This window comes from Brevundimonas sp. A19_0 (assembly GCF_017744255.1).
Classification (GTDB): domain Bacteria; phylum Pseudomonadota; class Alphaproteobacteria; order Caulobacterales; family Caulobacteraceae; genus Brevundimonas.
On sequence record NZ_JAGHQP010000009.1, the window covers coordinates 66,839 to 91,618 of the forward strand.

General features: G+C 66.5%; 27 protein-coding genes. 12 read left to right on the top strand and 15 right to left on the bottom strand.

All coding sequences use genetic code 11. The features are described from left to right. The first annotated feature begins 14 nt into the window (after nucleotides 1-14). Genes J7346_RS09765 through J7346_RS09775 form a run of 3 tightly spaced genes read left to right on the top strand, consistent with a single transcriptional unit; the run spans nucleotide 15 to nucleotide 2,048 of the window. Nucleotides 15-437, top strand: coding sequence for a hypothetical protein (locus J7346_RS09765; protein ID WP_209119727.1), 423 nt, complete (start codon nucleotides 15-17; stop codon nucleotides 435-437). Between the two features lie 12 nt (nucleotides 438-449). Next, nucleotides 450-956: an ImmA/IrrE family metallo-endopeptidase gene (locus tag J7346_RS09770; protein ID WP_209119728.1), complete on the top strand. Its 507-nt coding sequence runs from the start codon at nucleotides 450-452 to the stop codon at nucleotides 954-956. Between the two features lie 12 nt (nucleotides 957-968). Beyond that, a complete protein-coding gene (locus J7346_RS09775) occupies nucleotides 969-2,048 on the top strand; it encodes a beta family protein (RefSeq protein ID WP_209119729.1) in 1,080 nt (359 codons plus the stop codon). Here the strand turns inward: J7346_RS09775 and J7346_RS09780 are convergent. From J7346_RS09780 to J7346_RS09795, 4 genes are all read right to left on the bottom strand, one after another. Then, the gene (locus J7346_RS09780) at nucleotides 2,045-2,728 is read right to left on the bottom strand and encodes a sce7726 family protein (RefSeq protein WP_209119730.1); all 684 of its coding nucleotides are present in this window, start codon (nucleotides 2,726-2,728) and stop codon (nucleotides 2,045-2,047) included. The genes J7346_RS09775 and J7346_RS09780 overlap by 4 nt on opposite strands. A gap of 110 nt (nucleotides 2,729-2,838) precedes the next feature. Beyond that, the gene (locus J7346_RS09785; protein WP_209119731.1) at nucleotides 2,839-3,537 is read right to left on the bottom strand and encodes a DsbA family oxidoreductase; all 699 of its coding nucleotides are present in this window, start codon (nucleotides 3,535-3,537) and stop codon (nucleotides 2,839-2,841) included. A 543-nt stretch (nucleotides 3,538-4,080) separates the two neighbouring features. Next, the gene (locus J7346_RS09790) at nucleotides 4,081-4,758 is read right to left on the bottom strand and encodes a bifunctional 4-hydroxy-2-oxoglutarate aldolase/2-dehydro-3-deoxy-phosphogluconate aldolase (protein WP_209119732.1); all 678 of its coding nucleotides are present in this window, start codon (nucleotides 4,756-4,758) and stop codon (nucleotides 4,081-4,083) included. A 56-nt stretch (nucleotides 4,759-4,814) separates the two neighbouring features. Next, nucleotides 4,815-5,591, bottom strand: a complete 777-nt coding sequence (locus tag J7346_RS09795) for an alpha/beta hydrolase (RefSeq protein WP_209119733.1) — start codon at nucleotides 5,589-5,591, stop codon at nucleotides 4,815-4,817. A 116-nt stretch (nucleotides 5,592-5,707) separates the two neighbouring features. Here J7346_RS09795 and J7346_RS09800 point away from each other — a divergent pair, with 116 nt between their 5' ends. After that, complete coding sequence (locus J7346_RS09800; RefSeq protein WP_209119734.1) at nucleotides 5,708-5,962, top strand: Lrp/AsnC family transcriptional regulator; 255 nt, start codon at nucleotides 5,708-5,710, stop codon at nucleotides 5,960-5,962. 6 nt (nucleotides 5,963-5,968) lie between these two features. Here the strand turns inward: J7346_RS09800 and J7346_RS09805 are convergent, their stop codons facing one another. The 6 genes from J7346_RS09805 to J7346_RS09830 all read right to left on the bottom strand — a co-directional run bounded on the left by J7346_RS09805 (nucleotide 5,969) and on the right by J7346_RS09830 (nucleotide 11,734). Next, nucleotides 5,969-7,336: an amidohydrolase family protein gene (locus tag J7346_RS09805; protein WP_209119735.1), complete on the bottom strand. Its 1,368-nt coding sequence runs from the start codon at nucleotides 7,334-7,336 to the stop codon at nucleotides 5,969-5,971. Nucleotide 7,337: 1 nt separating this feature from the next. After that, nucleotides 7,338-8,834, bottom strand: a complete 1,497-nt coding sequence (locus J7346_RS09810; protein WP_209119736.1) for an amidohydrolase — start codon at nucleotides 8,832-8,834, stop codon at nucleotides 7,338-7,340. A gap of 103 nt (nucleotides 8,835-8,937) precedes the next feature. Continuing rightward, entirely contained in the window at nucleotides 8,938-9,216 is a 279-nt protein-coding gene (locus J7346_RS09815; protein WP_209119737.1) for a DUF167 domain-containing protein, read from the bottom strand. Next, nucleotides 9,216-9,962, bottom strand: coding sequence for a type I methionyl aminopeptidase (gene map, locus J7346_RS09820; protein WP_209119738.1), 747 nt, complete (start codon nucleotides 9,960-9,962; stop codon nucleotides 9,216-9,218). The genes J7346_RS09815 and map overlap by 1 nt, the downstream gene beginning before the upstream one ends. 78 nt (nucleotides 9,963-10,040) lie before the next feature. After that, nucleotides 10,041-10,970 carry an electron transfer flavoprotein subunit alpha/FixB family protein gene (locus J7346_RS09825; protein ID WP_209119739.1) on the bottom strand — a complete coding sequence of 310 codons (930 nt, stop codon included), beginning with the start codon at nucleotides 10,968-10,970 and terminating at the stop codon, nucleotides 10,041-10,043. Continuing rightward, nucleotides 10,970-11,734, bottom strand: a complete 765-nt coding sequence (locus J7346_RS09830) for an electron transfer flavoprotein subunit beta/FixA family protein (protein ID WP_209119740.1) — start codon at nucleotides 11,732-11,734, stop codon at nucleotides 10,970-10,972. The genes J7346_RS09825 and J7346_RS09830 overlap by 1 nt, the downstream gene beginning before the upstream one ends. 134 nt (nucleotides 11,735-11,868) lie before the next feature. On the opposite strand from J7346_RS09830, the gene J7346_RS09835 reads away from it, so the two are divergent. Continuing rightward, nucleotides 11,869-12,210, top strand: a complete 342-nt coding sequence (locus J7346_RS09835) for a hypothetical protein (RefSeq protein ID WP_209119741.1) — start codon at nucleotides 11,869-11,871, stop codon at nucleotides 12,208-12,210. A 3-nt stretch (nucleotides 12,211-12,213) separates the two neighbouring features. Here the strand turns inward: J7346_RS09835 and J7346_RS09840 are convergent, their stop codons facing one another. Together J7346_RS09840 and J7346_RS09845 are read right to left on the bottom strand one after the other, a co-directional pair. Further along, complete coding sequence (locus J7346_RS09840; protein WP_209119742.1) at nucleotides 12,214-12,786, bottom strand: cob(I)yrinic acid a,c-diamide adenosyltransferase; 573 nt, start codon at nucleotides 12,784-12,786, stop codon at nucleotides 12,214-12,216. Between the two features lie 3 nt (nucleotides 12,787-12,789). After that, nucleotides 12,790-12,996 (bottom strand): twin transmembrane helix small protein, encoded by a 207-nt coding sequence (locus tag J7346_RS09845; RefSeq protein WP_209119743.1) that lies wholly within the window; start codon nucleotides 12,994-12,996, stop codon nucleotides 12,790-12,792. A gap of 134 nt (nucleotides 12,997-13,130) precedes the next feature. Here J7346_RS09845 and J7346_RS09850 point away from each other — a divergent pair, with 134 nt between their 5' ends. Then, the gene (locus tag J7346_RS09850) at nucleotides 13,131-15,290 is read left to right on the top strand and encodes a TonB-dependent receptor (protein WP_209119744.1); all 2,160 of its coding nucleotides are present in this window, start codon (nucleotides 13,131-13,133) and stop codon (nucleotides 15,288-15,290) included. Between the two features lie 78 nt (nucleotides 15,291-15,368). Here J7346_RS09850 and ahcY read toward each other — a convergent pair whose 3' ends face one another. Then, entirely contained in the window at nucleotides 15,369-16,760 is a 1,392-nt protein-coding gene (gene ahcY / locus J7346_RS09855; RefSeq protein WP_209119745.1) for an adenosylhomocysteinase, read from the bottom strand. A gap of 151 nt (nucleotides 16,761-16,911) precedes the next feature. Between ahcY and bioB the strand changes: the two genes are divergently transcribed. Both bioB and J7346_RS09865 read left to right on the top strand, forming a co-directional pair. After that, nucleotides 16,912-17,916, top strand: a complete 1,005-nt coding sequence (bioB, locus tag J7346_RS09860) for a biotin synthase BioB (protein ID WP_209119746.1) — start codon at nucleotides 16,912-16,914, stop codon at nucleotides 17,914-17,916. A gap of 57 nt (nucleotides 17,917-17,973) precedes the next feature. Then, nucleotides 17,974-18,309 carry a Tat pathway signal protein gene (locus tag J7346_RS09865; protein WP_209119747.1) on the top strand — a complete coding sequence of 112 codons (336 nt, stop codon included), beginning with the start codon at nucleotides 17,974-17,976 and terminating at the stop codon, nucleotides 18,307-18,309. Between the two features lie 6 nt (nucleotides 18,310-18,315). On the opposite strand, the gene J7346_RS09870 is transcribed toward J7346_RS09865, so the two are convergent. Next, a complete protein-coding gene (locus J7346_RS09870; RefSeq protein ID WP_209119748.1) occupies nucleotides 18,316-19,290 on the bottom strand; it encodes an ABC transporter ATP-binding protein in 975 nt (324 codons plus the stop codon). Nucleotides 19,291-19,384: 94 nt separating this feature from the next. On the opposite strand from J7346_RS09870, the gene J7346_RS09875 reads away from it, so the two are divergent. The 4 genes from J7346_RS09875 to polA all read left to right on the top strand — a co-directional run bounded on the left by J7346_RS09875 (nucleotide 19,385) and on the right by polA (nucleotide 23,732). Further along, complete coding sequence (locus J7346_RS09875; protein WP_209119749.1) at nucleotides 19,385-19,633, top strand: zinc-finger domain-containing protein; 249 nt, start codon at nucleotides 19,385-19,387, stop codon at nucleotides 19,631-19,633. A 101-nt stretch (nucleotides 19,634-19,734) separates the two neighbouring features. Beyond that, nucleotides 19,735-20,175, top strand: coding sequence for a VOC family protein (locus J7346_RS09880; protein WP_209119750.1), 441 nt, complete (start codon nucleotides 19,735-19,737; stop codon nucleotides 20,173-20,175). Further along, the gene (locus J7346_RS09885; RefSeq protein WP_348521489.1) at nucleotides 20,172-20,783 is read left to right on the top strand and encodes a DUF6655 family protein; all 612 of its coding nucleotides are present in this window, start codon (nucleotides 20,172-20,174) and stop codon (nucleotides 20,781-20,783) included. Before J7346_RS09880 ends, J7346_RS09885 begins: the two co-directional genes overlap by 4 nt. Before the next feature lie 57 nt (nucleotides 20,784-20,840). Next, complete coding sequence (gene polA / locus J7346_RS09890; RefSeq protein ID WP_209119751.1) at nucleotides 20,841-23,732, top strand: DNA polymerase I; 2,892 nt, start codon at nucleotides 20,841-20,843, stop codon at nucleotides 23,730-23,732. Here polA and J7346_RS09895 read toward each other — a convergent pair. Beyond that, nucleotides 23,729-24,700 carry a calcium/sodium antiporter gene (locus J7346_RS09895; RefSeq protein ID WP_209119752.1) on the bottom strand — a complete coding sequence of 324 codons (972 nt, stop codon included), beginning with the start codon at nucleotides 24,698-24,700 and terminating at the stop codon, nucleotides 23,729-23,731. The genes polA and J7346_RS09895 overlap by 4 nt on opposite strands. Nucleotides 24,701-24,780: the final 80 nt, after the last annotated feature.

Genomic DNA, 24,780 nt, shown 5'->3' on the forward strand with positions numbered 1-24,780 from the left:
ATGGGGGGCACTCAGTGAAGAAATTCATCTTTGGGGTGGTTTCCACGCTTGCCGTGCTCTGGCTTGGCTTTGCCGGGCCTCGGCAACCCGGGCCTGAAGATTTTACTGCTTACAGTGCCGTCCTTCTGACGGCAGTCGCGGTCCTAGTGACAGCACTAGGAGTGTTCGTCGCCATACTGGCACTCGCTGGCTACACTGAGATGAAGCGTATGGCTCAGCGTGTTGGTGAGGAATCAGCAGTGAAGCACGTGAAAGACGAGCTAGATTCAGGGTCCCTTCGAACCAATATAGAGACCCTCGTGATGGATTTCCTTACAGACAGGTATGACGACAACAGACTAAATCAAATGATCGAGGCTCGAATACACCAAATGATACCCGGAAGACGAACCGATAATGCCATCGATCGAGCGCTCGACAATGATGACGACGCTTAGGGGTAGCGATCCATGGCCATAACCAGCCACGAATGGCATTCTCTCGACGCTGAGACAAAGACGTCAATACAACGCATTCAGGCGGAAACGCCGGTAAGGCTTTCATCTTTGGCCCGGGTATTGGGCGTTCGTGTCCAGTCCTCGACACTCCCTGCGGGAATCTCCGGCGAAATTCGTCCGGACCCAGAACGGCAGGGTGGTTTTCTCGTGCGCGTAAATCGACACGACTCTCCGAAGCGCCAGCGTTTTACAGTGGCCCACGAACTGGCCCATTTTCTTATTCATCGCGATCAAATTGGCGACGGCATAAAGGACGACATTCTTTATCGTTCACGTCTATCCGATCGGCGAGAAGCGGAAGCAAATCGACTGGCTGCCGATCTCATCATGCCCGCCGATTTAATTGATGAGTGGCTCCGAAGATCAACGGCGCTCAGGGTGGAGAATCCAGTTGAATACCTAGCGCAGGCGTTCAATGTTTCTGAGCAAGCAATGAAAATCCGACTTGGCTTGGCATAAGTAGGGAATGGCATGGCCAATCGTGAGCTAGGCGGCGTTTCGTACATACCGATATTGTCCATTCGACCCGCTGAAATGAAGGCGCTTCAAGAGCTACCAGAGCGCGACAAAGACCTGCTCTTGCCATGCTTCAAGCTTCGCCCGTGGGCGGGCGCCCACCACCTTTCCAGCGCTCTTGATAGGATTGAGGACGCATACGGAGAGCGTCCATACTTCCTTGATTTAGCAGAAGAAGAGCCCGCACCCGCGACACCTCGTCCGGTTCACGACGAACTCTCTGCTCTGCGGGTATCGGCGGATGGATATGCAAATTGGTGCCGGTTCGTTTCCCAGTTTCGCCACGTAATGCCGGCCGTACAGGTGAACGAGCCCGCAGAAATCAGGCTCCAAGTTGAACGACTTTTTGGTCTTGATCGGGGATTAGTCGTACCTGTGCCACAGCGTGCCTTCAATCAAATCGAAGGTATTGCACGAACCGTGAGCGAAGAGACTAATGGCGGGCAGAACGTTTGCTTTCTGTTGGACTTCGGAAAAGCAGGCATAGAGCTGCTTCAACAGCAAATTATCTGCGCAGGATATGCTCAAACGATTTTCGCTCTTTGCCCCTTGGCAGTGGTCTCGTTTTCAGCCTCATCATTCCCGGACTCATTTGCTGGCGTTGACCATCAAGAGATTTATGAGCGGCAATTGTTCGACGGCGTGCGGCTGGCTTTGCCTGGCACCCAGTTGATCTACAGCGACCGAGGAAGTGCGCGTGCGGAAAGGCAAGGCGGCGGGGGCGGACTACCAGCTCCAAGAATTGATTACGCACAGGCTAGCCGCTGGCGGTTTTATAGGGCTGACAACGGTGGAGACCGAATGTCAGACTACCAAGCTCAAGCTGAAGCCTTGATCGACGATACCCAAGTTTGGGATCCGGAACTACGCCTATGGGGCACGCAAATGATCGAACGGACGTCGCTAGGCGACTTGGATGCGATTATTTCACCTGCTCGGTCGACGGCAGTGCGTATAAACATCCATTTGCACCAACAGCTATTTTACGGCGAGCCTGCACGCCTTCACGAAACTGACGAGGATTGGAGTGATTAGTCGGATGTCTTGTCACTACTCGCATTGTTAGAAAATGCGTCAGACGCCTTTCGATGCCACTCGACCCAACGACGCTCCTGATTATGTTCCCATTCGATATGAAGCTCGCGTTTCTCTCGGAACCGGCTCAAATATTTTAGGCTGTCCTTCGGGATTCTTCGAGCTCTACCGATCGACTTCCAGAAAGCGTCGCTCGTTTGATGGAATCTGTCGCGGAATATCATGTCGAAGGCGTCTCTCTCCGAGAGGTGCGCATACCTCTTTCGATCACGCTCCGGCATTTTCGCGTAACGCGCGGCTGCGTTGTCGCAAATCGAGCCAGGCTTCAACATGCGAAAATGTTTTGTTGAATCAATACTCCATAGCTCAACTCCCACGATGTCGATCTCGGCAAGCGAAGCGAGATGCTTTGGGGCGACGACCAGCACTACCCGGTCGAAATAGGCCCGGTAGACGTCCATCTGCTGCCGGAGACGTTTGAGAGAATCCTTACCGGACTTAATCTCCACACCGGTGAGGTGGTTGGTAAGGATCGCGATGTCCGCTCGAACGCCGGTGTTTTGCAGTCGAAACTCGCTTGTCAGCACGGTCGTCTTGTCGATGGAGCCTTCCCGCCACAGCTTCGTAAGAAGTTCGGCTTTGATGGTACGTTCATCGAAGACGGGGGCGTGAACCGGCATCGATCTCGATTACGTCAAGGAGTGCCCAGAAGTCGAGACGGCGCGCTAAAAATGGACCGCCCCCGCTGTGCCCTCTGTGCCTTCCGCTGTGTTCGCTGTGATGAACCTCTTCAGGTCCCCTCCCCCGCGATCTTCCGCAGCGCCTCTTCGAACACCGCCGCCGGCTGGCCGCCGCTGATCAGATATTTGCCCTCCACCACCACGGCGGGCACGCCGGTGATGCCGCGCGAGCGCCACAGGGCCTCGGCCTCGCGGACCTCGGCGGCATAGCGGCCGTCGGCCAGCACGCGGGCGGCTTCCGTCCGGTCCAGACCGGCCGCCTCTGCGGCATCGGCCAGCACCTCGGCGTCAGGCAGGGGGCGGTTGTCGGTAAAGTGGGCGCGGAACAGGGCCTCTTTCAGCGCCCTTTGCTCGGCTGGCCCCACCGTGCCCGCCCAGTGCAGCAGCCGGTGGGCGTCAAAGGTGTTCCAGATGCGGCTGGTCTCGCCCATCCGCATCTCGAAGCCCTTGCCGTCGTCGGGCCCAAGATTGGACCAAGCCTCGGCCGCCCGGTCGCGGATCATGGCGCGGTTCTTGGCCGACTGTTCGGGGGTGGCGCCGTATTTCCGGCCGATGTGTTCGGTGATGTCCTCCCCCTCGGGCGCCATGTCGGGGTTCAGCTCGAACGGCTGGAAATGGATCTCGGCCGTGATCCCCTCGGCCGCCAACGCCCCCAGCGCCGTCTCCAGCCCGCCCAGCCCCACCACACACCAGGGACAGACGACGTCCGAGACAAAATCGATCTGCAGGGGTTTGGGCGATGCGGTCATGGGGGGCTCCTTTTGGCTCTAGATGGGGGCTGTCGGCGCGCGCAAAAGGTCAGCCGTGTCGCCCGTCATCCGCGAAGCGGGTTCATCACAGCGGCCACGGCGATTTCACAGCGAACACGGCGAGTCGAGATCGGCACACCCCGCTGTGCCCGCCGTGGCCTCGCTGTGTTCGCTGTGATGAACCTCCTGCCGTTCCCCCACACACCCGTCCGCCGTTTTCGCAGTCCTTTCAACACCCCCACCCGTTCCCGCCCCGATCTGCCCGCCCTGGTCCCGGGGTGGTGCAGGATGTCCGGTTACCCGCTCCCCTCACCGGATGGAGGCCAATCGAGACGATTCAGACGATTCAGACGGTAATTTTTGTCTCCTCCCTGGCGAAGCCGGGGAGGGGGACCACGAAGTGGTGGAGGGGCTCTTCACCGCGCACTCGCCCTCAGGAGCCCCTCCGTCACGGCGCTGACGCGCCGCGCCACCTCCCCATCTTCGATAGGGAGGAGACCATTCAGACCATTCAGACCCTTCAGACCCTTCAGACGGTCTTTTTTACCCGCGCACCGACCGGGCCATCTGCACCGCCCGGCCGATGTGGGCTTCCAGCGCGTCCCAGTCGGCTTCGTCGACCAGTTTGTCGGGGATCAGGCGCGAGCCCATGCCGGCGGCGATGATGCCGGCGTCGAACCAGGCCTTGAGCGAGGCCTCCTCGGGCTCGACCCCGCCGGTGGGCATGATCTTCGTCCAGGGCATGGGGCCCATGACCGCCTTGACGAAGGCCGGGCCGCCGACCTGGGCCCCGGGGAACAGTTTGACGACGTCACAGCCCCATTCGTGGGCCTGGCTGATTTCGGTGACCGAGCCACAGCCGGGCATATAGGCCACCCGCTTGCGGTTACACAGCCTGGCCACGGCCTCGACGCCGCAGGGGCTGACCACGAAGCGGGCGCCGCGCGACAGATAGAGGGCCGCCGTGCCCGGATCGACGATCGAGCCGATGCCGAGGATCACCTCGGGGTCGGTGCGGGCGAGCGTCTTGGACAGTTCGGCGAAGAGGTCGGCGGCGTGGTCGCCCCGGTCGGTGAACTCGATCACCCGGGCCCCGGCGCGGGCCGAGGCGCGGATGATGCCGAGGCAGGCCTCGACCTCGGGGTGGTAGAAGACCGGGCAGATGCCCTGCGCCTCCAGCGCGGCCACGACGGTCAGGCGGTCGGCGGGATAGGCGGACATGAGGCAGGCTCCGGAGGCTGGGTCAGTCCGAGGGGTGCGACCAACCGGGCCGCGCGTCAAGCCGGGGCGGCTTCACGGCTGGTTTCGCCTGCTGCGTCTCTGGCCAGCTGGACCAGCCGGGCGACCTCGGGGCTGCCGGGGTCAAACAGCGGGTCCAGCACGGTGAAGTGGTTCAGCCCGGCCAGCTCCCGGACCGAGGCGTCGGCCCCCGCCGCCCCCCAGCGCCCGGCCATGGCCCGCGACTGGCGCCGGAACTCGGCGCTCTCGTCGGCCCCGACCCAGCAGTCCAGCGTCGTGCCGCCGGGACTGGATCCGTCAGGCACCGGCCAGTGGATCGGCGACAGGGCGGTGGCCATCAGGGGGTCGAGCTGGAGCGCCTCGTTCAGGCTGGTCCGGGTCAGGGGCAGGAGGTCGAACACGCCCGAGATCGCCACGGCCGCGCCCGCCCGGCCCTCGGACAGCAGGGCCGCCGCCATGTGTCCGCCCGCCGAATGGCCGAACACCAGCGGGCGGTAGCCGGTCCGGTCGCGGATCAGCTCTGTCGCCGTCCGCACCTGCCGCAGGATCCGGCCCAGGCTGACGGTCGGCGCAAGGTCATAGGTGGGGAGGGCGACCGCGATGCCGTGGCTCAGCAGCGCAGGCGCAATGCCGTGGAAGGCCGCCCCGTCCAGCGCCTGCCAGTAGCCGCCGTGCAGGAAGACGGCGACCGGTGCCTCCGGCTGCCCCTCCGGTGTGAACAGGTCCATGACCTCGCGGGGGCCGGGGCCATAGGCGATGCGCTGGTGCGGGTGATCGGCGCGCGCCGCCTCGGCCCGGTCGGCCCACTTGGCCATGACGGCCGCGTGGTCGGGCACCCGCCGGCGGTTGTTGTATTCGGCTTCGAGGTCCAGGCCCTTACTCCGTCCGTCCGCTTCCGCTACAGACCTCCGACCGACCGGAGGGACCGCCCATGATGACCGCCATCTTCGTCTTCATCAAATGCGAGCTGGGGCACGCCAACGACGTCGCCGCCGACATCGTCGACAACGTCGAGCGGGTCTCGGAGGTCTATTCGACCTCGGGCCAGTACGACCTGCTGGCCAAGTTCCAGCTGCCCAAGGAGATGGACATCGGCACCTTCGTCACGAAGGAGGTCCAGACCCGGCCCCACATCCGCGACACCTTCACCGTCATCACCTTCTCGCCCTTCCTGCCGGGCGCCTGACGCCGCCTACTGCGCGGAGTAGGCGGGGGGACGCGCCCCCTCGCCCCCGCCCAGATAGCGGTCGCGCAGCAGATACGGCCGGCTCTCCAGCGGCTGCTCGACGCCACCGATGTAGATAGCCACGGGCTGGCTCAGCGGCTCCAGCGGGTCACCGGTCCAGATGACCACATCGGCGGCGGCGCCCGCGCGCAGCTCTCCGAACTGGCCGTCCATGCCGAAGATGCGCGCCGGATTGACCGTGATCGCCGCGATCGCCGCCTCATAGGGCAGGCCGTGCGAGACGGCGTTGCCGGCATTGTAGCGGGTCTCGCGCGCCCGGTGGATCGAGCCCTCATTGCCCTTGATGGCAATGACCACCCCGGCCGCATTGAGGGCCGCGGCATTCTGCATCCGCGCGGCCCGGCGCTCGAAATTGCCGGGCAGGTTGGTGATGGGGTTGAGCAGCACCGGCACGCCGGCGGCGGCGATCTGGTCGGCGACCAGCCAGCCCTCCTCGGCGCCGTCGAGGATGACCTTGAGGCCCTCCTCCTCGGCGAGGCGCAGGACCTGCAGGATGTCGGCGGCGCGCGACACGGTGATGATCAGCGGCATCCGCCCCTCGGCCACCGGGATCAGGGCCTCGAGGTCGGCGCGCGACAGCAACAGGGGCCTGAGGTCATCGCGCTGATAGGCGGCCTTGTTGCGGGCATAGAGGCGCACCTCGGCCAGGGTCTCGCGGAACAGGACCATGGCCCCGCCGCGCGACCCACCGGCCACACCGGCCCCGGCTTCACCGAACGGGGCGACCATGGCCACGCGCGGCTTGACCAGAATGTCGGTCCCCGCCGCCAGATGGATGACCGCCGCCTGACCCGCGAACAGGCCCGGCGAGTGATAGCCGCCCTCGCCCGCGCCGGCGGTGTCTTCCTCGTGATAGTGGCCGCTGGAGGAGCCGGGGTGGTTCGGCACGACAATGGCGCGGGTCACCCCGCCCAGCCGCGCGACCGGCAGGGCGATGGACCAGGGATCGAGCCCGTAGGACACGTCAAAGGCGGCGCTCAGGGTGTTGGAGGCGTTACGGAGGTCATTGGTGCCGCCGACCGACGAGACCTCGGATCCGCCGAGGCCCGAGTCGACCGCGACGAAGCCGGGGGCCACGACCTGGCCCGTGGCGTCGATGACGCGGACACCAGCCGGAGCCGCGCCCGTGCCGACCGAGATGATCCGGCCCCCGCGCATGACCACGGTGCCGTTCTCGATGACCGATGTGCCGGTCAGCACGCGACCACCGGTGACGGCGACGGTGTCCTGGGCGAGGGCGGGCGCTGCGGCCAGACCGACGGCGGCCACAGCGCCGAGGACCAGCGACTTCAGAGGTGAAAGACGAAGGGTCATGTCAGCGTGCTCCCTGACGGGTACCGGCGGCCGACAGGCCATAGCCCGGCTGACCCAGTTCAAAGTCGGAGACCGGCTGATAGGCCGGGTCGAAGCGATCAAAGGCCAGGCCCCCGTCCACGAACACCTGATCGGCGCGGGCATAGATCGAGAAGGGATCGGCGCTCCAGATCACCACATCGGCGCGCTTGCCGGGCGTGAGGGAGCCGGTCTGGTCGTCGATGCCGATGGCGCGCGCGGCGTTCAGGGTGATCCAGCTGATGGCGTGCTCCTCGCTGATGTCCATTCCGGCACGGCGACCGGCGGCGAGCGCTGCGGCGGCCTCCTGATTCAGGCGCTGGATCAGCTCGGCGTCATCCGAGTGGACCACGGCGCAGGAGCCTTCCGGCGCGTCGACCAGGGCGACGTTCTCCTCGATCGCGTCGAGGCTCTCCATCTTGAAGCCCCACCAGCCGGTCCACATGGCCGCGCAGATGCCCTCGCGGGCCAGCAGGGGCGCCACCTTGTAGGCCTCGGTCGCGTGGTGGAAGGTGGTGATGCGATAGCCGAACTCCTTCGACATATCGATCATCAGGGCCATCTCGTCCCCGCGATAGCAGTGGTTCTGGATCAGGATCGAGCCGTCCAGCACGCCCACCAGTGTCTCATGCTGCAGGTTGCGGGTCGGCGGCGAGCCCTCGCCCGTCTCGCGCCACTTGTCCCACTTCTGCTTGTAGTCCCGGGCGGCGATGAAGGCGGCGCGATAGCCGGCCATATTGCCCATGCCGGTGGCCGGCGAGCGGCCGCGACCGCCATAGACGCGGCTGGGGTTCTCGCCGCAGGCCATCTTCACCGTATAGGGGGCGTCGGGGAACTTCATGCCCTGCATGGTGACCGAGGGCACATTGCGCAGGGTCACGCCGCGACCGCCGAACAAATTGGCCGAACCGGGCAGGATGTGGAGGGTGGTCACACCGCCGGCGCGAGCGGTGTTGAAGCCCGGATCCTGCGGCCAGACCGAATGCTCGGCCCAGACCTCGGCGGTGTTGGGGTTGGTGGCCTCATTGCCGTCGCTCATCCCCTGAACACCGGGGGACGGATAGACGCCGAGGTGGCTGTGCACATCGATGATGCCGGGCGTCACATAGCGGCCGCGCGCATCGATCACCCGGTGCCCGCCCGGGACGGCCGTCGAGGCGTCGCCCACGGCGGAGACCTTGCCGTCGGTCAGGATGACCACGCCGTTCTCGATCTTGCGGCCGTCACCGGTCAGCACCGTGGCGCCGACGATGGCCAGGTTCTCACGCGGCAGGCCGCGATAGGTCGAGGGATAGGGGTCCGGATTGGTCGCGGCATCCATACCGGTCGGCAGGGCCCGAGCCTCGCGCGCGGGCGTGGCCTCGCCATTGCCGGAGGATGACCCCTCATCGGTCGTGGCACAGGCCGACAGGCCAAGCGTGGCCGCCAGAACAAGGGCGAGCGGCCCGGACGCGGACCCCCGCAGACGTGATGTGAACATGGTGGTCAGCTCCCCAGTCAACCGGATCGTCACACGCCCCGGGCAGGGCGAGCGAAGACGCGATTACAAGAGGCTTCCGCTGGCCGCGTCAAAGCCCGATTCATTACAAAGCTGTAAGGCGCTCCCGGACCTTGTCGTCGTCGAGGCCGTCGACCTCCAGCCGCTTGATCCGGCTGCGGTCACCCTGCACGAGAGAGACGGCACGACGGGGCACGCCCAGGGCATCGGCGACCAGACGGACGAGCGCCTCATTGGCCTTGCCCTCGACCGGGCGGGCGCGCACCCGCACCTTGAGCACGGGCCGCCCCTCCGGATCGCTGTCCCAGCCATCCAGCCGGTCCTGCGCCGCCCCGGGTGTGAGCTTCACGAACAGTCGGGCCATCAGGCCAGCGTCAGGATCACAGGCCCCCGCCGGGTCGCCACCAGGGTGTGCTCGTACTGGACCGTGGGCTCTTCCAGAGGCGGGTACAGCGTCCAGCCATCGTCACGTTCATCGACCCAGTCCGCGCCCAGCGAGAGGAAGGGCTCGATGGTGAAGACCAAGCCCTCGGGGATCACGCGCCGGTCCTCGGGCTCGTACCAGGTCGCGATCTCGGCCGGATCGTCGTGCAGGGACCGCCCGACGCCATGGCTGGAGAGGTTGCGGACCAGGCTGTAGCCATTCCGGTCGGCGAAGGTTTCGATGGCACGACCGATGGCATTGAGGCGCCCGCCGGGTTTGACCGCCCGGATGCCCGCCCACATGGCGCGACGGCCGTCACGGCACAGGCGTTCGACGCGCGGCCGGGTCGGCGGCACCGCGAAACTGGCCCCGGTGTCGCCGAAATAGCCGTCCAGCTCCGCCGAGACGTCGATGTTGATCAGGTCGCCGGCCTTCACCCGCGTGTCGTCCGGGATGCCGTGGGCGCAGTCGGGTCCGACCGAGATGCAGGTCGCGCCGGGAAAGCCGTAGGTCAGCTCGGGCGCGGAGCGGGCGCCTTCCGCCTCCAGCATCGCCCGCCCGAGGGCGTCCAGCTCGCGCGTGGTCATGCCGGGCTCCAGCGCCTTGCCCATGGCGGCCAGGGTTCGCGCAACCAGCCCGCCGACCGCACGCAGCTTTTCCAGTTGGTCTTCGCTTTCGATGGTCACGGGCGCTCCTGTGGGTGAACGAGAAAGGGGGCGCGGGTCCGTGACGCCGCGCCCCCTGCCTTCAGTCTGCAGAACGGATCAGCCCAGCGCCGTCATCAGTTCGGGCACGGCGGTCTTGTAGTCGGCGACCAGGCCATAGTCGGCGACCTGGAAGATCGGGGCATCGGGATCCTTGTTGATCGCGACGATGATCTTGGAGTCCTTCATGCCGGCCAGGTGCTGGATGGCGCCCGAAATGCCGATGGCGATGTAGAGCTCGGGAGCGACCACCTTGCCGGTCTGGCCGACCTGATAGTCGTTCGGGGCATAGCCGGCATCCACCGCGGCGCGCGAGGCGCCGACGGCGGCGCCCAGCTTGTCCGCCAGCGGATCCATGACCGCGTGGAACTCCTCGGATGAGCCAAGGGCCCGGCCGCCGGAGACGACGATCTTCGCCGCACCCAGTTCCGGACGATCCGACTTGACCATCTCTTCCGAGACGAAGGTCGTCTTCGGAGCATCACCGCCCGTGACGGACTCGACCGAGGCCGAGCCGCCTTCTTCCGCGGCATCGAAGCCGGTCGGGCGGACGGTGATGACCTTCTTGGCATCCGAAGACTGGACCGTCTCCAGCGCATTGCCGGCATAGATCGGGCGCACGAAGGTGTCAGGCGAGACGACCTCGATGATGTCCGAGATCGGGGCGACATCCAGCTTGGCGGCGATGCGCGGGGCGAAATTCTTGCCGTCCGTCGTGGCCGGGGCGAGGATGGCGTCATAGCCCCCAGCCAGCGGCAGGACGGTGGCCTCGACGGCCTCGGCCAGCACCTTGCCCAAACCGGCGCTCTCGGCCAGCAGGACCTTGCGCACGCCCTTGATCTTCGCGGCGGCGTCGGCCGCGCCCTTGGCGCCTTCGCCCACGACAAGGATATCGATGTCGCCGCCGATCTTCGAGGCAGCGGTCACGGTCTTGTGGGTGGTGTCCCGGACGGTCACGCCGTCGTGGTCCGCAATGACGAGAACGGCCATCAGATGACTCCCTTGGACTTGAGCTTGGCAACCAGTTCGGCGGCGTCGGCCACCTTTTCCCCCGCCTCGCGCTTGGGCGGCTCGGTGACCTTGATGACCTTGAGGCGCGGCGCCGTATCGGTGCCGTAGTCGGCGACCGCCTTGGTGGCGATCTCCTTCTTCTTGGCCTTCATGATGTTGGGCAGCGAGGCATAGCGCGGCGTGTTGAGGCGCAGGTCGACGGTGATGACCGCCGGCAGGGCGACCTCGATCGTCTGCAGGCCGCCGTCGATTTCGCGCGTGACCTGGGCCTTGCCGTCCTTGATCTCGACCTTCGAGGCGAAGGTGGCCTGGGGCCAGTCGAGCAGGGCGGCCAGCATCTGGCCGACCGCATTGTTGTCGCCGTCGATGGCCTGTTTGCCCATCAGCACCAGATCGGGCTTTTCCTCATCGACCACGGCCTTGAGCACCTTGGCCACGGCCAGCGGCTCCAGATCCGTGTCGGACTGCACCAGGATGCCGCGGTCGGCGCCGATGGCCAGGGCGTTGCGGATCGTTTCCTGGGCCTGGGTCACGCCAACCGAAACGGCGACGATTTCCTCGGCCGTGTTGGCCGCGTGATGCCCCTTGCCTTCCTTCAGGCGGACGGCCTCCTCGACGGCGATCTCGTCAAAGGGGTTCATGCTCATCTTGACGTTGGCCAGGTCGACACCGCTCTGGTCGGCCTTGACCCTGGCCTTGACGTTATAGTCGATCACCCGTTTGACAGGGACGAGAACCTTCATGAGTCTATCCATTGAAACGCCGCAATATGTGGCGAGGGACATGGAACGGTCGAACCGGACTGTCAATGTAACGTGGGGTCAAGCTTTCTGCGGCAAAGGCGCCGCGCGCCCTGTAATCGAGCCTTGAGGCCCCCATGCGTCGCTTTCTGACCCTTCCGCGATTGACCGTCCTGTTCTTCAGCGTGTTCGGGGTAATCGTCGCGGGCGTTCTGGTGTTCCATTTCTTCTGGGTGACGCCGGGCGAACGCTGCGAGGCCAGGGGCAACTGGTACGATATCGAGACCCGCACCTGCGCCACGCCCATCTATATTCCCGACATCACCGGCCGACCGCCGGGCGTATCGCGGGCCGAGGCGTCCAAGGCCAAGGGACAGGAGCTGGTCCAGCTGGAGCGACAGGTGGCGGCCGAAAGGCGGGCGCGGCAGGAAGCGACCGATGCGGAACGGGCCCGCGTCCGGGCCCTGCAGGGCAAATAGGCGCTAGCGCGTGGCGCCCGGGCGCCATTTGACGTCGTCGGCGCCGTGGTGATTGGCCCGGCGACCGGCCACGAACAGGTGATCGGACAGCCGGTTCAGATAGCGCAGCGCGGCCGGCGTCACCGCCACCCCGGCCTCGGCGAGACGCACGGCGCACCGTTCGGCCCGACGACAGACCGTCCGGGCCAGATGCAGATGGGTCGAAAGCGGTGACCCGCCCGGGAGGATGAAGCTGTCCAGCGGCTTCTGGCTCTCGTTCATCCAGTCGATTTCCTGTTCCAGCCGTTCGACCTGGCTGTCGATGATGCGCAAGGCCTCCCATTCGGGGGGTGGGTCGAGCGGGGTGGCCAGATCGGCGCCCAGATCGAACAGTTCGTTCTGGATGCGGGCCAGCATGGCGTCGATCCGGTCGTTCTGGCCGGAGTTCAGGCGGGCCAGGCCGATGACGGCGTTCAGCTCGTCGACCGCGCCATAGGCCTCGACCCGCAGATCGGTCTTGGACACCGGCGCACCATTGGCCAGACGGGTCTGACCCTCGTCGCCGGTGCGGGTGTAGATTTTGTTGAGCACCACCATGGCCTAGGCCCCGTGCGTGGATTTCCACCACATGGCAGCGACCAGCAGCACGACGGCCACGGCCTGAAGCGCGACCCGGAGGCGCATGAGATGGTTCGAGCGGCTGCGGGCCGCGTCCCCCGGCGTGAACAGCGCCTTGAGACCAAAGCCCAGGGTGATGGCGACCGCCGCGATGGCGCCGAGGATCAGGATGTCGACGATGTTGCCCATGATCCAGTTCTAGGCCCGCGCCGGTCGCAGCGCCAGCGGCGGATTGAATTGAAAATGCGACACGTTCGCAGAATTAGCTTGCAAATGGTTCGCAACTTCGGCTTGACGAGCGCTCTCAAACAAGGGGCGTTCTCATGGCTGTCATCTCTTCTCTCACCCGTCGCGGAGCCTGGCTGGCGAGCGCCTGCCTTCCCTTGATGATGGCGGGCGGAGCGGCGGCGCAAAGCGTCGAACCGGAGAGAGGTGAAGAGCCGACCGTGCTGGAGGAGGTGGTGGTCACCGCCGCCGGCTTTGAGCAACAGGTGCGTCAGGCGCCGGCCAGCATCACCCTGATCTCGCGCGCGGAAATCCAGCAGCAGCGGGCCAGCTCGATCGCCGAAATCCTGTCAGGGGTCGAGGGCGTCGATACCGGTACGGCGGTCGGCAAGACGGGGGGCCAGACCATCAATATCCGCGGCATGGGCTCGGACTACACCCTGGTGCTGATCGACGGCCGGCGCCAGAACACCGCCGGCAGCGTGACGCCGAACGGCTTCGGCGAGACGTCGACCAGCTTCCTGCCGCCGGCGTCAGCCATCGAGCGGATCGAGGTGGTGCGCGGTCCGGTGTCGACCCTGTACGGGTCTGACGCCATGGGCGGGGTGGTCAACATCATTACCCGCAAGGTCGGCGACGTCTGGGGCGGCGCGGTTTCGGCCAACTACACCCTGCAATCCGACGACGCCTTCGGCGACCTCTACGGCGGCGACTTCTATGCCAGCGGGCCGCTGGTCACCGACCGGCTGGGTCTGGCCGTGCGCGGCAGCTGGTCCGGGCGGCAGCAATCCAGCCTGACCTATGAGGACGTCAACGGTGTCCCCACACCGGTCGGCGGATTCGGCCGCAGCTCGACCGAGAACGAGATCTGGACGGCCGGGGCCCGGCTGTCATGGACGCCGCATGCCGATCACGACCTGTGGATCGACATCGATGTGGCGCGCCAATGGTACGACAATTCGAACCGCCAGATGGGGACCAACACCACCGCCGGCGGCTATGCTGACGCGCTGGAGTTCAACCGCGACCAGGTCGCCCTGGCCCACGACTGGCGCCTTCCGTTTGGCGAGCTGCAGAGCAATCTGTCGATCGGACGCACCGAGACGATCGGACGGATCATTCCCAACGGCGTCGCCGGCGCCGGCAACCCGCGGACCCTGGAGAGCGAGAACCGCATCTTCGACACCAAGCTGTTTTCGCAGTGGCGAGACCACACCTTCACCGTCGGCGGTCAGTACTGGGAGGCCGAGATGGTTGACGGCGTCGCGCCGACGACCTTTGAGCACACCCAGTGGGCGGTCTTTCTCGAGGATGAGTGGCGCCTGGCCGACGGCCTCGCCCTGACCGTCGGAGCGCGCCACGACGACCATTCGAAATTCGGTTCGCACTTCAGCCCGCGCGCCTATCTGGTGTGGAACGCAAGCGAGGCGTGGACTTTCAAGGGCGGCATCAGCCAGGGCTTCAAGACGCCCCAGCTGGAACAGCTGGCCGAGGGCATCAACGGCTTCGGACAGCAGGGGCGGCTGCCGCTGCTGGGCTCGCCGGGTCTGAAGCCGGAGACCTCGACCTCGACCGAGGTCGCGGCCTTCTATGACAACGGGGGCGGTTTCCGGGCCAGTGTGACGCTGTTCCATAACCGGTTCGAGGACAAGATCGCCAGTGGTACGCCCGTGGCCAACTGCACCTTCGGCCTGACCCAGGCCCAGTACGACGCCGGCGGCTATCCGACGACCGGCTGCATCGACGTCGGTTTCTGGCCGAACTTTGCCACCTTCGGTCAGCGGGTAAACATCGACGAGGCGGTCACCCGGGGGGTGGAGCTGTCGGCGCGGCGGGACCTGTCGCCGGACTGGAGTGTGTCGGGCAACTACACCTGGACCGACAGCGAGCAAAAGAGCGGCGCGGCCGAGGGCCTGCCCCTGACCAACACGCCCGAGCACATGGTCAACGCCCGGCTGCGCTGGCAGGCAACGGACCGGTTCTCGGCCACCCTGCGCGGTGAGTACCGCAGCGAACGCTTCCGCGGACTGGGGGCGGCGCGCGACGCCTGGGGCGACTATGCCGAATACGGCCTCGTCCACCTCGGCGGGTCATACGCCGTCAATGACCGGGTCACGGTCAATGCGACGATCTATAACCTGTTCGACACCGACTTCGTCAGTCTGCTGCCCTACGGGACCCCGGTCGCCTATACGCCGGAGTACGCCAACAACCAGGAGCCGCGCCGCCTGTGGCTGTCGGTGGTGGCGACCTTCTGAGCCCCTACGGGCATGAAAAGCGGGGCCGGAAGCAAACGCCTCCGGCCCCGTTTCAAGGTCAGCTGAACCGACTTCGGTCTAGTAGCGGTAGTGGTCGGGTTTGAACGGCCCTTCGGTCGGCACCGAGATGTAGTCGGCCTGGGCCTTGGACAGGGTCGTCAGCTTGGCGCCCAGCTTGTCGAGGTGCAGGGCCGCGACCTTCTCGTCCAGATGTTTGGGCAGGACGTAGACCTGGTTTTCGTACTTCGACTTGTTGGTCCACAGTTCGATCTGGGCCAGCGTCTGGTTGGTGAAGGAGGCCGACATCACGAAGCTGGGGTGGCCCGTGGCGTTGCCCAGGTTCACCAGACGCCCCTTCGACAGTAGGATGATCTTCTTGCCGTCCGGGAATTCGACGTGGTCGACCTGCGGCTTGATCTCGTCCCACTTCATGTTCTTCAGGCCCGCGACCTGAATCTCGGAGTCGAAGTGGCCGATGTTGCAGACGATGGCGTTGTTGCGCATGGCCCGCATGTGATCGACGGTGATGACGTCCTTGTTGCCGGTCGCGGTGACGAAGATGTCGGCCTTGTCGGCCACGTCGTCGAGGGTCTGGACCTCATAGCCTTCCATCGCCGCCTGCAGGGCGCAGATCGGGTCGATCTCGGTCACGATCACGCGGGCGCCGCCCTGACGCAGGGAAGCGGCTGAGCCCTTGCCCACGTCGCCATAGCCGCAGACCACCGCGACCTTGCCCGACAGCATGACGTCGGTGCCGCGACGGATGGCGTCGACCAGCGACTCCCGGCAGCCGTACAGATTGTCGAACTTGGACTTGGTGACGCTGTCGTTGACGTTGATGGCGGGGAACGGCAGCTCGCCGCGCTCGGCCATCTGGTACAGGCGGTGCACGCCCGTGGTGGTTTCCTCCGAGACGCCGCCGATGGCGTCACGGATGGCCGAATAGAAGCCCGGCTTTTCCTTCAGATACCGCTTCATCACGGCATAGAGGGCCTCTTCTTCCTCGTTCTCGGGATTGTCGAGGATCGAGGCGTCCTTCTCGGCCTTGGGGCCCAGCACGCACAGCAGGGTGGCGTCGCCGCCGTCGTCGAGGATCAGGTTCGGATAGCCGCCATCGGCCCATTCGAAGATCTTGTGGGCATAGTCCCAGTACTCTTCCAGCGTCTCGCCCTTGGTGGCGAACACCGGCGTGCCGTTGGCCGCGATGGCAGCGGCGGCGTGGTCCTGGGTCGAATAGATGTTGCACGAGGCCCAGCGGACCTCGGCGCCCAGCGCTTCGAGCGTCTGGATCAGCACGGCGGTCTGGATCGTCATGTGCAGGCTGCCGGCGATACGGGCGCCCTTCAGCGGCTGGGCCGCGCCATATTCCTCGCGCAGCGCCATCAGGCCGGGCATTTCGGTCTCGGCGATGGCAATCTCTTTGTTGCCGTAGGGCGCGAGCGAAATGTCGCGAACGATGTAGTCGGTCATGGGGTACCTTCGCGGCAGGGGCCTTTCGGCCGGTCACGGACAGGGGGCCGCTATAGACCGCAAGGGCCGCCGGGGCAACAATCATATAAGGATATCCTTATATCCCGCGCCCCTCTTGCCCCGCCGCGCGGGTCGTCGCATCAAGCGCCCCATGACCCGTGACCTCGCCACCCCCCGCCACGACTGGACCCTTGAAGAGGTCGAGGCCCTGTTCGAACAGCCGTTCATGGAGGTGGTGTTCCAGGCCGCCGAGGTGCACCGCCGGACCTTCGACCCGTCGGAAATCCAGCTGAGCCGCCTGCTGTCGATCAAGACCGGCGGCTGTGCCGAGAACTGCGGCTACTGCTCGCAGTCGGCCAGCTTCGACACGGGCCTCAAGGCTGAAAAGCTGATGGATACCCAGGCCGTGCTGGCCGAGGCCATGGCGGCGAAGGCCGGAGGCGCCGACCGGTTCTGCATGGGCGCGGCCTGGCGCGAGCTGAAGGACCGGGACACGCCGAAGCTGGCGGCCATGATTTCGGGCGTGAAGGCACTGGGGCTAGAGACCTGCGCGACACTGGGCATGCTGACCGCCGATCAGGCCCGCCAGCTCAAGGAAGCGGGCCTCGACTATTACAACCACAACCTCGACACCGGGCCCGACTACTACGCCGACGTCGTCACAACCCGGACCTGGCAGGACCGGCTGGAGACGCTGAAGCATGTGCGGGACGCGGGGATGAGCACCTGTTGTGGCGGCATCGTCGGCATGGGTGAGGCGCGGCGGGACCGCGCGGGCCTGTTGCACGCCCTGGCCACCCTGCCTGCCCATCCGGACAGCCTGCCGGTCAATGCCCTCGTGCCCGTCACCGGGACGCCGCTGGGCGAGCGGGTGAAGCGCGAGGGCGAGATCGACCCGATCGAATTCGTCCGCACGGTCGCCGTGGCCCGGATTGTCTGTCCCCGGTCCATGGTGCGCCTGTCCGCAGGCCGCGAGACCATGAGCCCCGAGATGCAGGCCCTGTGCTTCCTTGCCGGGGCCAACTCGATCTTCGTGGGCGACCGCCTGCTGACCACCGCCAACCCGGACGCCGACGCCGACACCCGTCTGTTCGATCAGCTGGACCTGAGGCCGATGATCACGGATCGCCCTGCCGGGGTCGCAAGCGCAGCGTAACCGGCCCTTAAGCCCGGTGTGGCAGGACTGGCCCGACGACAGTTTCGGGAGACAGCCATGTCGGGCGGCGGTGGCGGCGGTGGAACCCGCCAGACCTATATCCAGATCGGCACCTCGACAGCCAACTACACCCGTTCGGGCGGGCGTCGGGGCGTGCTGACGGTCGAGACCGGGCTGGATGTGGCCGATGCGGCCCTGCACACGCGCGCCGGACAGTCCGCTCCCCGTCTGCGCGCCGCCTACAACAGCGTGATCACCCGCGTGGCCGGCAGTCTGAGGGGGGATGCCCCGCCGGACGTCGAACGGCTGGCGCGCGAGCTGCAGGCCGCGACCGACCAGACACTGGGCCAGTCCGGCGCACGGTTCCTGCTGGGCACGGTGATGGCCTACTGAGGCGCCTCAGTCCCTCGTGGGATCGCCCTGGGCTTCGTCGCCGTAGGTCAGGGCCAGGAAGACGTCCTCCAGATCCGGATCTTCCGTCGAGATGTCGGCGATGGTCACCCCGGCCGCACGCACGGCGGCCAGCACCTGTTCCACCGATGAGCGCCCCTTGCGGTAGGTGACGGCAAAGCCGCCGCCTGACCGGGCGGTCACATCGAAGCCGTCGAGCACCGGCGGCGTCTCCAGCGGCGTTTCGGGCGTCACCACCACATTGCGCGTATCCAGCCGGCGCAGCAGCTGGGGCGTGGGCTCGCAGGCCACGACCTGGCCCCGGTTGACGATGGCGATGGAGTCGCACAGCTCCTGCGCTTCCTCCAGATAGTGGGTGGTCAGCAGGATGGTCACGCCCTCGGCGTTCAGCCGCCGCACATACTCCCAGAGCTGGCGACGCAGTTCGACGTCGACCCCGGCGGTCGGCTCGTCGAGGATCAGCACGGGCGGGGCGTGCACCAGTGCCTTGGCCACCATCAGTCGCCGCTTCATCCCGCCCGACAGGGCCCGGACATAGGCATGGGCCTTGTCCGACAGGCCCAGCGCCGCCAGGAGGGCGTCGGACCGGCGCTCGTCGGCCGGCACGCCATAGAACCCGGCCTGGACCTCCAGCGCCTCACGCGGCGTGAAGAAGACGTCGGCGACGATTTCCTGCGGGACCACCCCCAGAGCGGCGCGGGCATCCCGGGGCTGGGTGTCGATATCGCGCCCCCATATCGAAACCTCGCCCGAGGTCTTCTTCACCACGCCGGCCAGAATGTTGATCAGGGTCGACTTGCCCGCCCCGTTGGGGCCCAGCAGGCCGAACATGGCCCCGCGCGGAATCTCGAGATCGATGCCCTTCAGTGCCTCCTTGGGCGGAGCTTTCTTTGACCCGGCGTAGGTCTTGGTCAGACCCCGGATACGGATGGCGGAGTCGGGTAGCGAGGAATCAGAAGTCATGAGGTCCCGGGAGGCAAGATCAGGCGTTTGACGCCGATGGGCGCGCCGCATAGGTATGCCTCGCCCGCCTCCACGCCAAGATCAGGGTTCACAAATGCCGCCGCGTCACCCGCTTCCCGCTCCCGGTTCCTCGGAACTGACCCCCGAGCAAATCGCCGTCGTCCATCACCGCGTCGCCTGTGACGGCGGTGGCGGGGCTCTTGGACATCCGCTGGTCTATATGGAGATCGGCGATGAGGGTTTCGTCGAATGCGGCTACTGCGACCGCCGGTTTGTGCTGGTCGCCGAGCTGGTGGCCGACGCCGAATATCGCGACCCGGCCCCCCGACACGACGCGCACTGAGGCGACCGCCTCCGCCTTTTACGCGAATTGATTCCCCGGACGGACGGTGAGCGGCTAGACCTCGGCCCTCCTGTTCCCTCTCCCCGAACCGGCCTGACGTCATGCGCTATCTGCACACCATGGTCCGGGTGTCCGACCTGGACGCCTCGCTCCGCTTCTACTGCGACCATCTCGGCCTGACCGAGGTGCGGCGCATGGACAATGAGGCGGGCCGGTTCACCCTGGTCTTCCTCGCGGCGCCGAAGGACATGGACCGCTCTGCCGCAGACCGCTCGCCCGAGCTGGAACTGACGTACAATTGGGATCCCGAGACCTACACCGGCGGCCGGAATTTCGGCCACCTGGCCTATAAGGTGGAGGACATCCACGCGACCTGTCGACGTCTGATGGACGCGGGCATCACCATCAACCGCCCGCCCCGCGACGGCCGCATGGCCTTTGTGCGCTCGCCCGACGGAATCTCGATCGAACTGCTGCAGGAGGGTGAGGCCCTGACGCCGTGCGAGCCCTGGATTTCCATGCCCAACGAGGGCAGCTGGTGAGGGGCGCGCTCGCGACCGGCCTGATGGCCCTGACGCTGGCGGCCTGCGCCTCGACCACCGAGACCAACCCGGGGCGGACGGCGACCGAACAGCTGCTGGTGGCGCGCGCGACCGACGCGGCGGTCGAGAGCCTGCGCCTGCCGGTGCCGCCCGGAACGCGGGTGTTCGTGGACGACACCTATTTCCGCGCCGAGAGCGCCCCCTATGCCGTCAGCGCCATTCGCGGCGCGGTGGCCGAGGGCGGCTATCGCCTCGCCCGCACCCGGGACGAGGCCGACGTCATTCTGGAAATCCGGGCCGGAGCCCTGTCGCTGGAGCAGATGCGTCGCGTGTTCGGCATCCCGGCCGTGCGCCTGCCGATCAACGACAGCTTCAATGTCGTCTCCCTTCCCGAACTGTCGGTCTACAGCCGGCGCGACCGGGTGGGCGTCGCCGAGTTCTCGGGCTTCGTCTACGATTCCAGGACCGGCGAGGCGCTGGGCGCTATCGTGCCGATGACGGGCCAGTTCCGCATTCGCAGCCACCAGATGCTGATGATCTTCGCCTGGGGGCAACAGCGGCTGGATCCGGGCGATCGCGAGCCGGGCGACAGCTGGTTCGAGTTCTGACGAGCGGCGCCGTGCTTGGCGGCTGACGGACGGCCCCGGCCGCTCTATGGTCACCGCATGAGCGAGCCCTCCCTCCCCGAATCTGACACCTCCGCATCCGGCGGCGACCTGCGCCTGTGGCTGATCGATGCCTCGGCCTACATTTTCCGGGCCTATCACGCCCTGCCGCCGCTGACCCGCAAGTCGGACGGCCTGCCCGTCGGGGCGGTGCAGGGATACTGCAACATGCTGTGGAAGCTGTTGCGCGAGATGAAGGGCGAGGGCGGACCGACCCATCTGGCCGCCATCTTCGACCATTCCGAGAAGACCTTCCGCAATGATCTGTATGCGGACTATAAGGCCCATCGCCCCCCGGCGCCCGAGGATCTGGTGCCGCAGTTCGCCCTGGTCCGCGAGGCCACGGCGGCCTTTGGCGTCCATTGCGTCGAACTGCCGGGCTTCGAGGCCGACGACCTGATCGCTACCTATGCCTGCAAGGCGCGGGATGCGGGGGGCGAGACGATCATCGTGTCATCCGACAAGGACCTCATGCAGTTGATCGGCGGCGGGGTCGTGATGTGGGATCCGATGAAGGACCGGGTCATGGCCGAGGAGGCGGTCATGGAGAAGTTTGGTGTGACGCCCGACAAGATGATCGACCTGCAGGCCCTGGTCGGCGACAGCGTCGACAATGTGCCGGGCGCGCCCGGCATCGGTCCCAAGACGGCCGCCCAGCTGCTGGACGAGTACGGCGACCTCGACACCCTCTTGGCCCGGGCTGGCGAGATCAAACAGCCCAAGCGGCGCGAGACCCTGCAGACCCACGCCGAGCAGATCCTGCTGTCCCGGCAGCTGGTGCGGTTGACGTGCGATGCTCCGGCGCCCGAGCCGATCGCCGACTTTGCCGTGCGCGATCCCGACCCGGAGACGCTGTCGGCCTTCCTCGAAAAGATGGAGTTCCGCTCGCTGGCGCGACGGGTCGGCGACGGCAAGGCCACCCCGCTCGAGCCCGCGCCCAACGGCCGGCCGAAGGCGCTCAACGCGCCGGTGGCCGCACCCCGGCATGCGCCCCGTCCGGCGGTCGCCGAGGTGGCCCAGATCTTCGACACCACCGCCTATGCCTGCGTCCGGACCGTGGACGACCTCAAGGCCTGGATCGCGCGGGCGACCGAAGCGGGCGTGGTCGGCTTCGACACCGAGACCGACGCCCTGTCGTCCAGCCATGCGGGCCTGTGTGGCGTATCGCTGGCCGTTGCCCCGGGCGAGGCCTGCTACGTCCCCCTGACGCACGAGGCCGAGCCGAAGGCACAGTCGGGCGGGCTGGATTTCGACGGCGACGCGGCCCCTGAAGCCATCGACCAGATTTCGCCGGACGAGGCCCTGCCCCTGCTGAAGGCCCTGCTGGAGAACCCGGCGGTGCTCAAGGTCGGACAGAACATCAAATACGACCTGGCCGTCATGGCCCGTCACGGCATCGCGGTCGGGCCGATCGATGACACCATGCTGATCTCCTATGTGCTGGAGGGCGGGGTGCACGGACACGGCATGGACGAGCTGTCGCGTATGCATCTCGGTCATGAGCCCATCCCGTTCAAATCGGTGTGCGGCACCGGCAAGTCGCAGAAGAGCTTCCGCCACGTGGCGTTGGAGCCCGCCACCGCCTATGCGGCCGAGGACGCGGATGTGACGTTGCGGCTGTGGCAGATCCTGAAACCGCGCCTGGCCGAGGAGCGGCTGGTCACCGTCTATGAGACGCTGGAGCGGGGCATGCCCGCCGTGCTGGCCGACATGGAGCTGGCCGGCATCCGCGTCGATCCGGATCGTCTGAAGCGGCTTTCGTCCGAGTTCGGACTGAAGATGGCCGAGCTGGAGGCCCGCGCCCACGAAGTGGCCGGTCGCCCGTTCAACATCGCCAGCCCGCGCCAGATCGGCGAGATCCTTTTCGGCGAGATGAACCTGCCCGGCGGCAAGAAGACGGCCTCGGGCCAGTGGGGCACCGATGCCGCCCAGCTGGAGGCGCTGGCCGAGAGCCACGACCTGCCGCGGGTCATTCTGGACTGGCGCCAGCTGGCCAAGCTGAAGGGCACCTATACCGACGCCCTCACCGAAGCCGCCGACCCGGCCACCAACCGGGTGCACACGGCCTATCAGCTGGCTGCGGCCTCGACCGGTCGACTGGCCAGCTCCGACCCCAATCTGCAGAACATTCCGATCCGCACCGAAACGGGACGGCAGATCCGGCAGGCCTTCATTGCCTCACCGGGACAGGTGCTGATCAGCGCCGACTACAGCCAGATCGAGTTGCGACTGCTGGCGCACATCGGTGACATCCCCGAGCTGAAGTCTGCCTTCCGCGCGGGCCTCGACATTCACGCCGCCACGGCGTCCGAAATGTTCGGGGTGCCGGTCGAGGGCATGTCATCCGAGACCCGGCGGCGCGCCAAGGCCATCAATTTCGGCATCATCTACGGCATTTCCGCCTTTGGCCTCGCGGCCCAGCTGGGCATCGATAACGGCGAGGCCGCGACCTACATCAAGACCTATTTCGAGCGCTTCCCGGGCATCCGCACCTATATGGACCGCACCCGGGCCGAGGTGAAACAGGCCGGCTTCGTGTCGACCCTGTTCGGCCGCAAGGTGCACATTCCGGCCATCCACTCCAAGTCGGGCGCCGAGCGCCAGTTCGGCGAGCGGGCGGCCATCAATGCCCCGATCCAGGGCACCGCCGCCGACATCATCCGCCGCGCGATGATCCGCATGCCGGGGGCGCTGAAGGCTGAAGGGCTCGAGACGCGCATGCTGTTGCAGGTCCACGACGAACTGGTGTTCGAGGCCCCGGAGGCCGAGGCCGAGCGGGCCATCACCGTCATCCGTCAGGTCATGGAGAGCGCGGCCCAGCCGGCCGTCGCGCTGAGCGTGCCGCTGGTCGTCGACGCCCGGGCGGCGAACAACTGGGACGACGCCCACTAGCCGAGCGGCAGCAGGTCCCGCGCCAGCCAGGTGACGTACACCCCGTAGGCCACCAGCAGGGCCAGGCCCTCGATGCGGACGATGCGCATCCCCGTGCGCACGAACAGGATCACGAGGGCAGTGGCCGCGACCATGACCCAGATGTCCAGCCGGATGATCTCGGGCGGCACTCGTATGGGCGTGACCACGGCCGTGACGCCCAGAATGCCCAGCACGTTGTAGATGTTGGAGCCGACGACATTGCCCAGCGCCACATCCGCGTGCCGCCGGAAGGCCGCGACCACCGAGGTGACCAGTTCTGGGAGCGACGTCCCCACCGCCACCACGGTCAGACCGATCACCGTGTCCGATACGCCGATGTCGCGCGCGACGATTACCGCATTGTCGACCAGCAGGCGGGCCCCGCCGATGGTCAGGGCGATCCCGACCACGGCCAGCCCCAGTCCTGACCAGAAGCCCCCCCGGGCGTCGGGCGCATCCTCGGTCATATGTTCGAACTTGCGGGCCTCGCGGTCGCGGTGCCGGCGCTCGCCCCACCAGGCCCAGACCATATAGGCCAGCAGCAGCACCAGCATGGCGGCGCCCCAGCGCGCATCGATCGTGCCGACCAGAACCGCGCCCACGCAGACCGCCGTCGAGAGGATCAGCATCCAGCCATCGCGACGGAAGGCACCCCGGTCCACAGCGATGGGGGCAATCAGGGCGGTCGCGCCCAGGATCAGCAGCACATTGGCGATGTTCGAGCCGACCACATTGCCCATGGCCAGGCCGGGCGAGCCCTGGAGCACAGCCGTCAGGCTGGTGACCAATTCCGGGGCGGATGTCCCCATACTGACCAGTGTCAGGCCGATCAGCAGGGGCGACACCCCCAAGCTGCGCGCCGCCGTGGTGGCCCCACGGACCAGGGTATCGCCGCCGAGGATCAGCAGCACCAGGCCAGCCATCAGCAAGCCGTAGGTCATGGTCATGGACAACACCCCCCTGCTAGAACCCGCCTCTCACAAAGCGATGCGCCACACAACGGCGGTCGCCGGAAAAGGGTTTCCCG

Coding starts and splice junctions, on each gene's coding strand:
- J7346_RS09770 (WP_209119728.1), top strand. CDS start 450: ATGGCCATAACCAGCCACGAATGGCATTCTCTCGACGCTGAGACAAAG.
- J7346_RS09775 (WP_209119729.1), top strand. CDS start 969: ATGGCCAATCGTGAGCTAGGCGGCGTTTCGTACATACCGATATTGTCC.
- J7346_RS09780 (WP_209119730.1), bottom strand. CDS start 2,728: ATGCCGGTTCACGCCCCCGTCTTCGATGAACGTACCATCAAAGCCGAA.
- J7346_RS09785 (WP_209119731.1), bottom strand. CDS start 3,537: ATGACCGCATCGCCCAAACCCCTGCAGATCGATTTTGTCTCGGACGTC.
- J7346_RS09790 (WP_209119732.1), bottom strand. CDS start 4,758: ATGTCCGCCTATCCCGCCGACCGCCTGACCGTCGTGGCCGCGCTGGAG.
- J7346_RS09795 (WP_209119733.1), bottom strand. CDS start 5,591: ATGGCCAAGTGGGCCGACCGGGCCGAGGCGGCGCGCGCCGATCACCCG.
- J7346_RS09800 (WP_209119734.1), top strand. CDS start 5,708: ATGATGACCGCCATCTTCGTCTTCATCAAATGCGAGCTGGGGCACGCC.
- J7346_RS09805 (WP_209119735.1), bottom strand. CDS start 7,336: ATGACCCTTCGTCTTTCACCTCTGAAGTCGCTGGTCCTCGGCGCTGTG.
- J7346_RS09810 (WP_209119736.1), bottom strand. CDS start 8,834: ATGTTCACATCACGTCTGCGGGGGTCCGCGTCCGGGCCGCTCGCCCTT.
- J7346_RS09815 (WP_209119737.1), bottom strand. CDS start 9,216: ATGGCCCGACTGTTCGTGAAGCTCACACCCGGGGCGGCGCAGGACCGG.
- J7346_RS09825 (WP_209119739.1), bottom strand. CDS start 10,970: ATGGCCGTTCTCGTCATTGCGGACCACGACGGCGTGACCGTCCGGGAC.
- J7346_RS09830 (WP_209119740.1), bottom strand. CDS start 11,734: ATGAAGGTTCTCGTCCCTGTCAAACGGGTGATCGACTATAACGTCAAG.
- J7346_RS09835 (WP_209119741.1), top strand. CDS start 11,869: ATGCGTCGCTTTCTGACCCTTCCGCGATTGACCGTCCTGTTCTTCAGC.
- J7346_RS09840 (WP_209119742.1), bottom strand. CDS start 12,786: ATGGTGGTGCTCAACAAAATCTACACCCGCACCGGCGACGAGGGTCAG.
- J7346_RS09845 (WP_209119743.1), bottom strand. CDS start 12,996: ATGGGCAACATCGTCGACATCCTGATCCTCGGCGCCATCGCGGCGGTC.
- J7346_RS09850 (WP_209119744.1), top strand. CDS start 13,131: ATGGCTGTCATCTCTTCTCTCACCCGTCGCGGAGCCTGGCTGGCGAGC.
- ahcY (WP_209119745.1), bottom strand. CDS start 16,760: ATGACCGACTACATCGTTCGCGACATTTCGCTCGCGCCCTACGGCAAC.
- bioB (WP_209119746.1), top strand. CDS start 16,912: ATGACCCGTGACCTCGCCACCCCCCGCCACGACTGGACCCTTGAAGAG.
- J7346_RS09865 (WP_209119747.1), top strand. CDS start 17,974: ATGTCGGGCGGCGGTGGCGGCGGTGGAACCCGCCAGACCTATATCCAG.
- J7346_RS09870 (WP_209119748.1), bottom strand. CDS start 19,290: ATGACTTCTGATTCCTCGCTACCCGACTCCGCCATCCGTATCCGGGGT.
- J7346_RS09875 (WP_209119749.1), top strand. CDS start 19,385: ATGCCGCCGCGTCACCCGCTTCCCGCTCCCGGTTCCTCGGAACTGACC.
- J7346_RS09880 (WP_209119750.1), top strand. CDS start 19,735: ATGCGCTATCTGCACACCATGGTCCGGGTGTCCGACCTGGACGCCTCG.
- polA (WP_209119751.1), top strand. CDS start 20,841: ATGAGCGAGCCCTCCCTCCCCGAATCTGACACCTCCGCATCCGGCGGC.
- J7346_RS09895 (WP_209119752.1), bottom strand. CDS start 24,700: ATGACCATGACCTACGGCTTGCTGATGGCTGGCCTGGTGCTGCTGATC.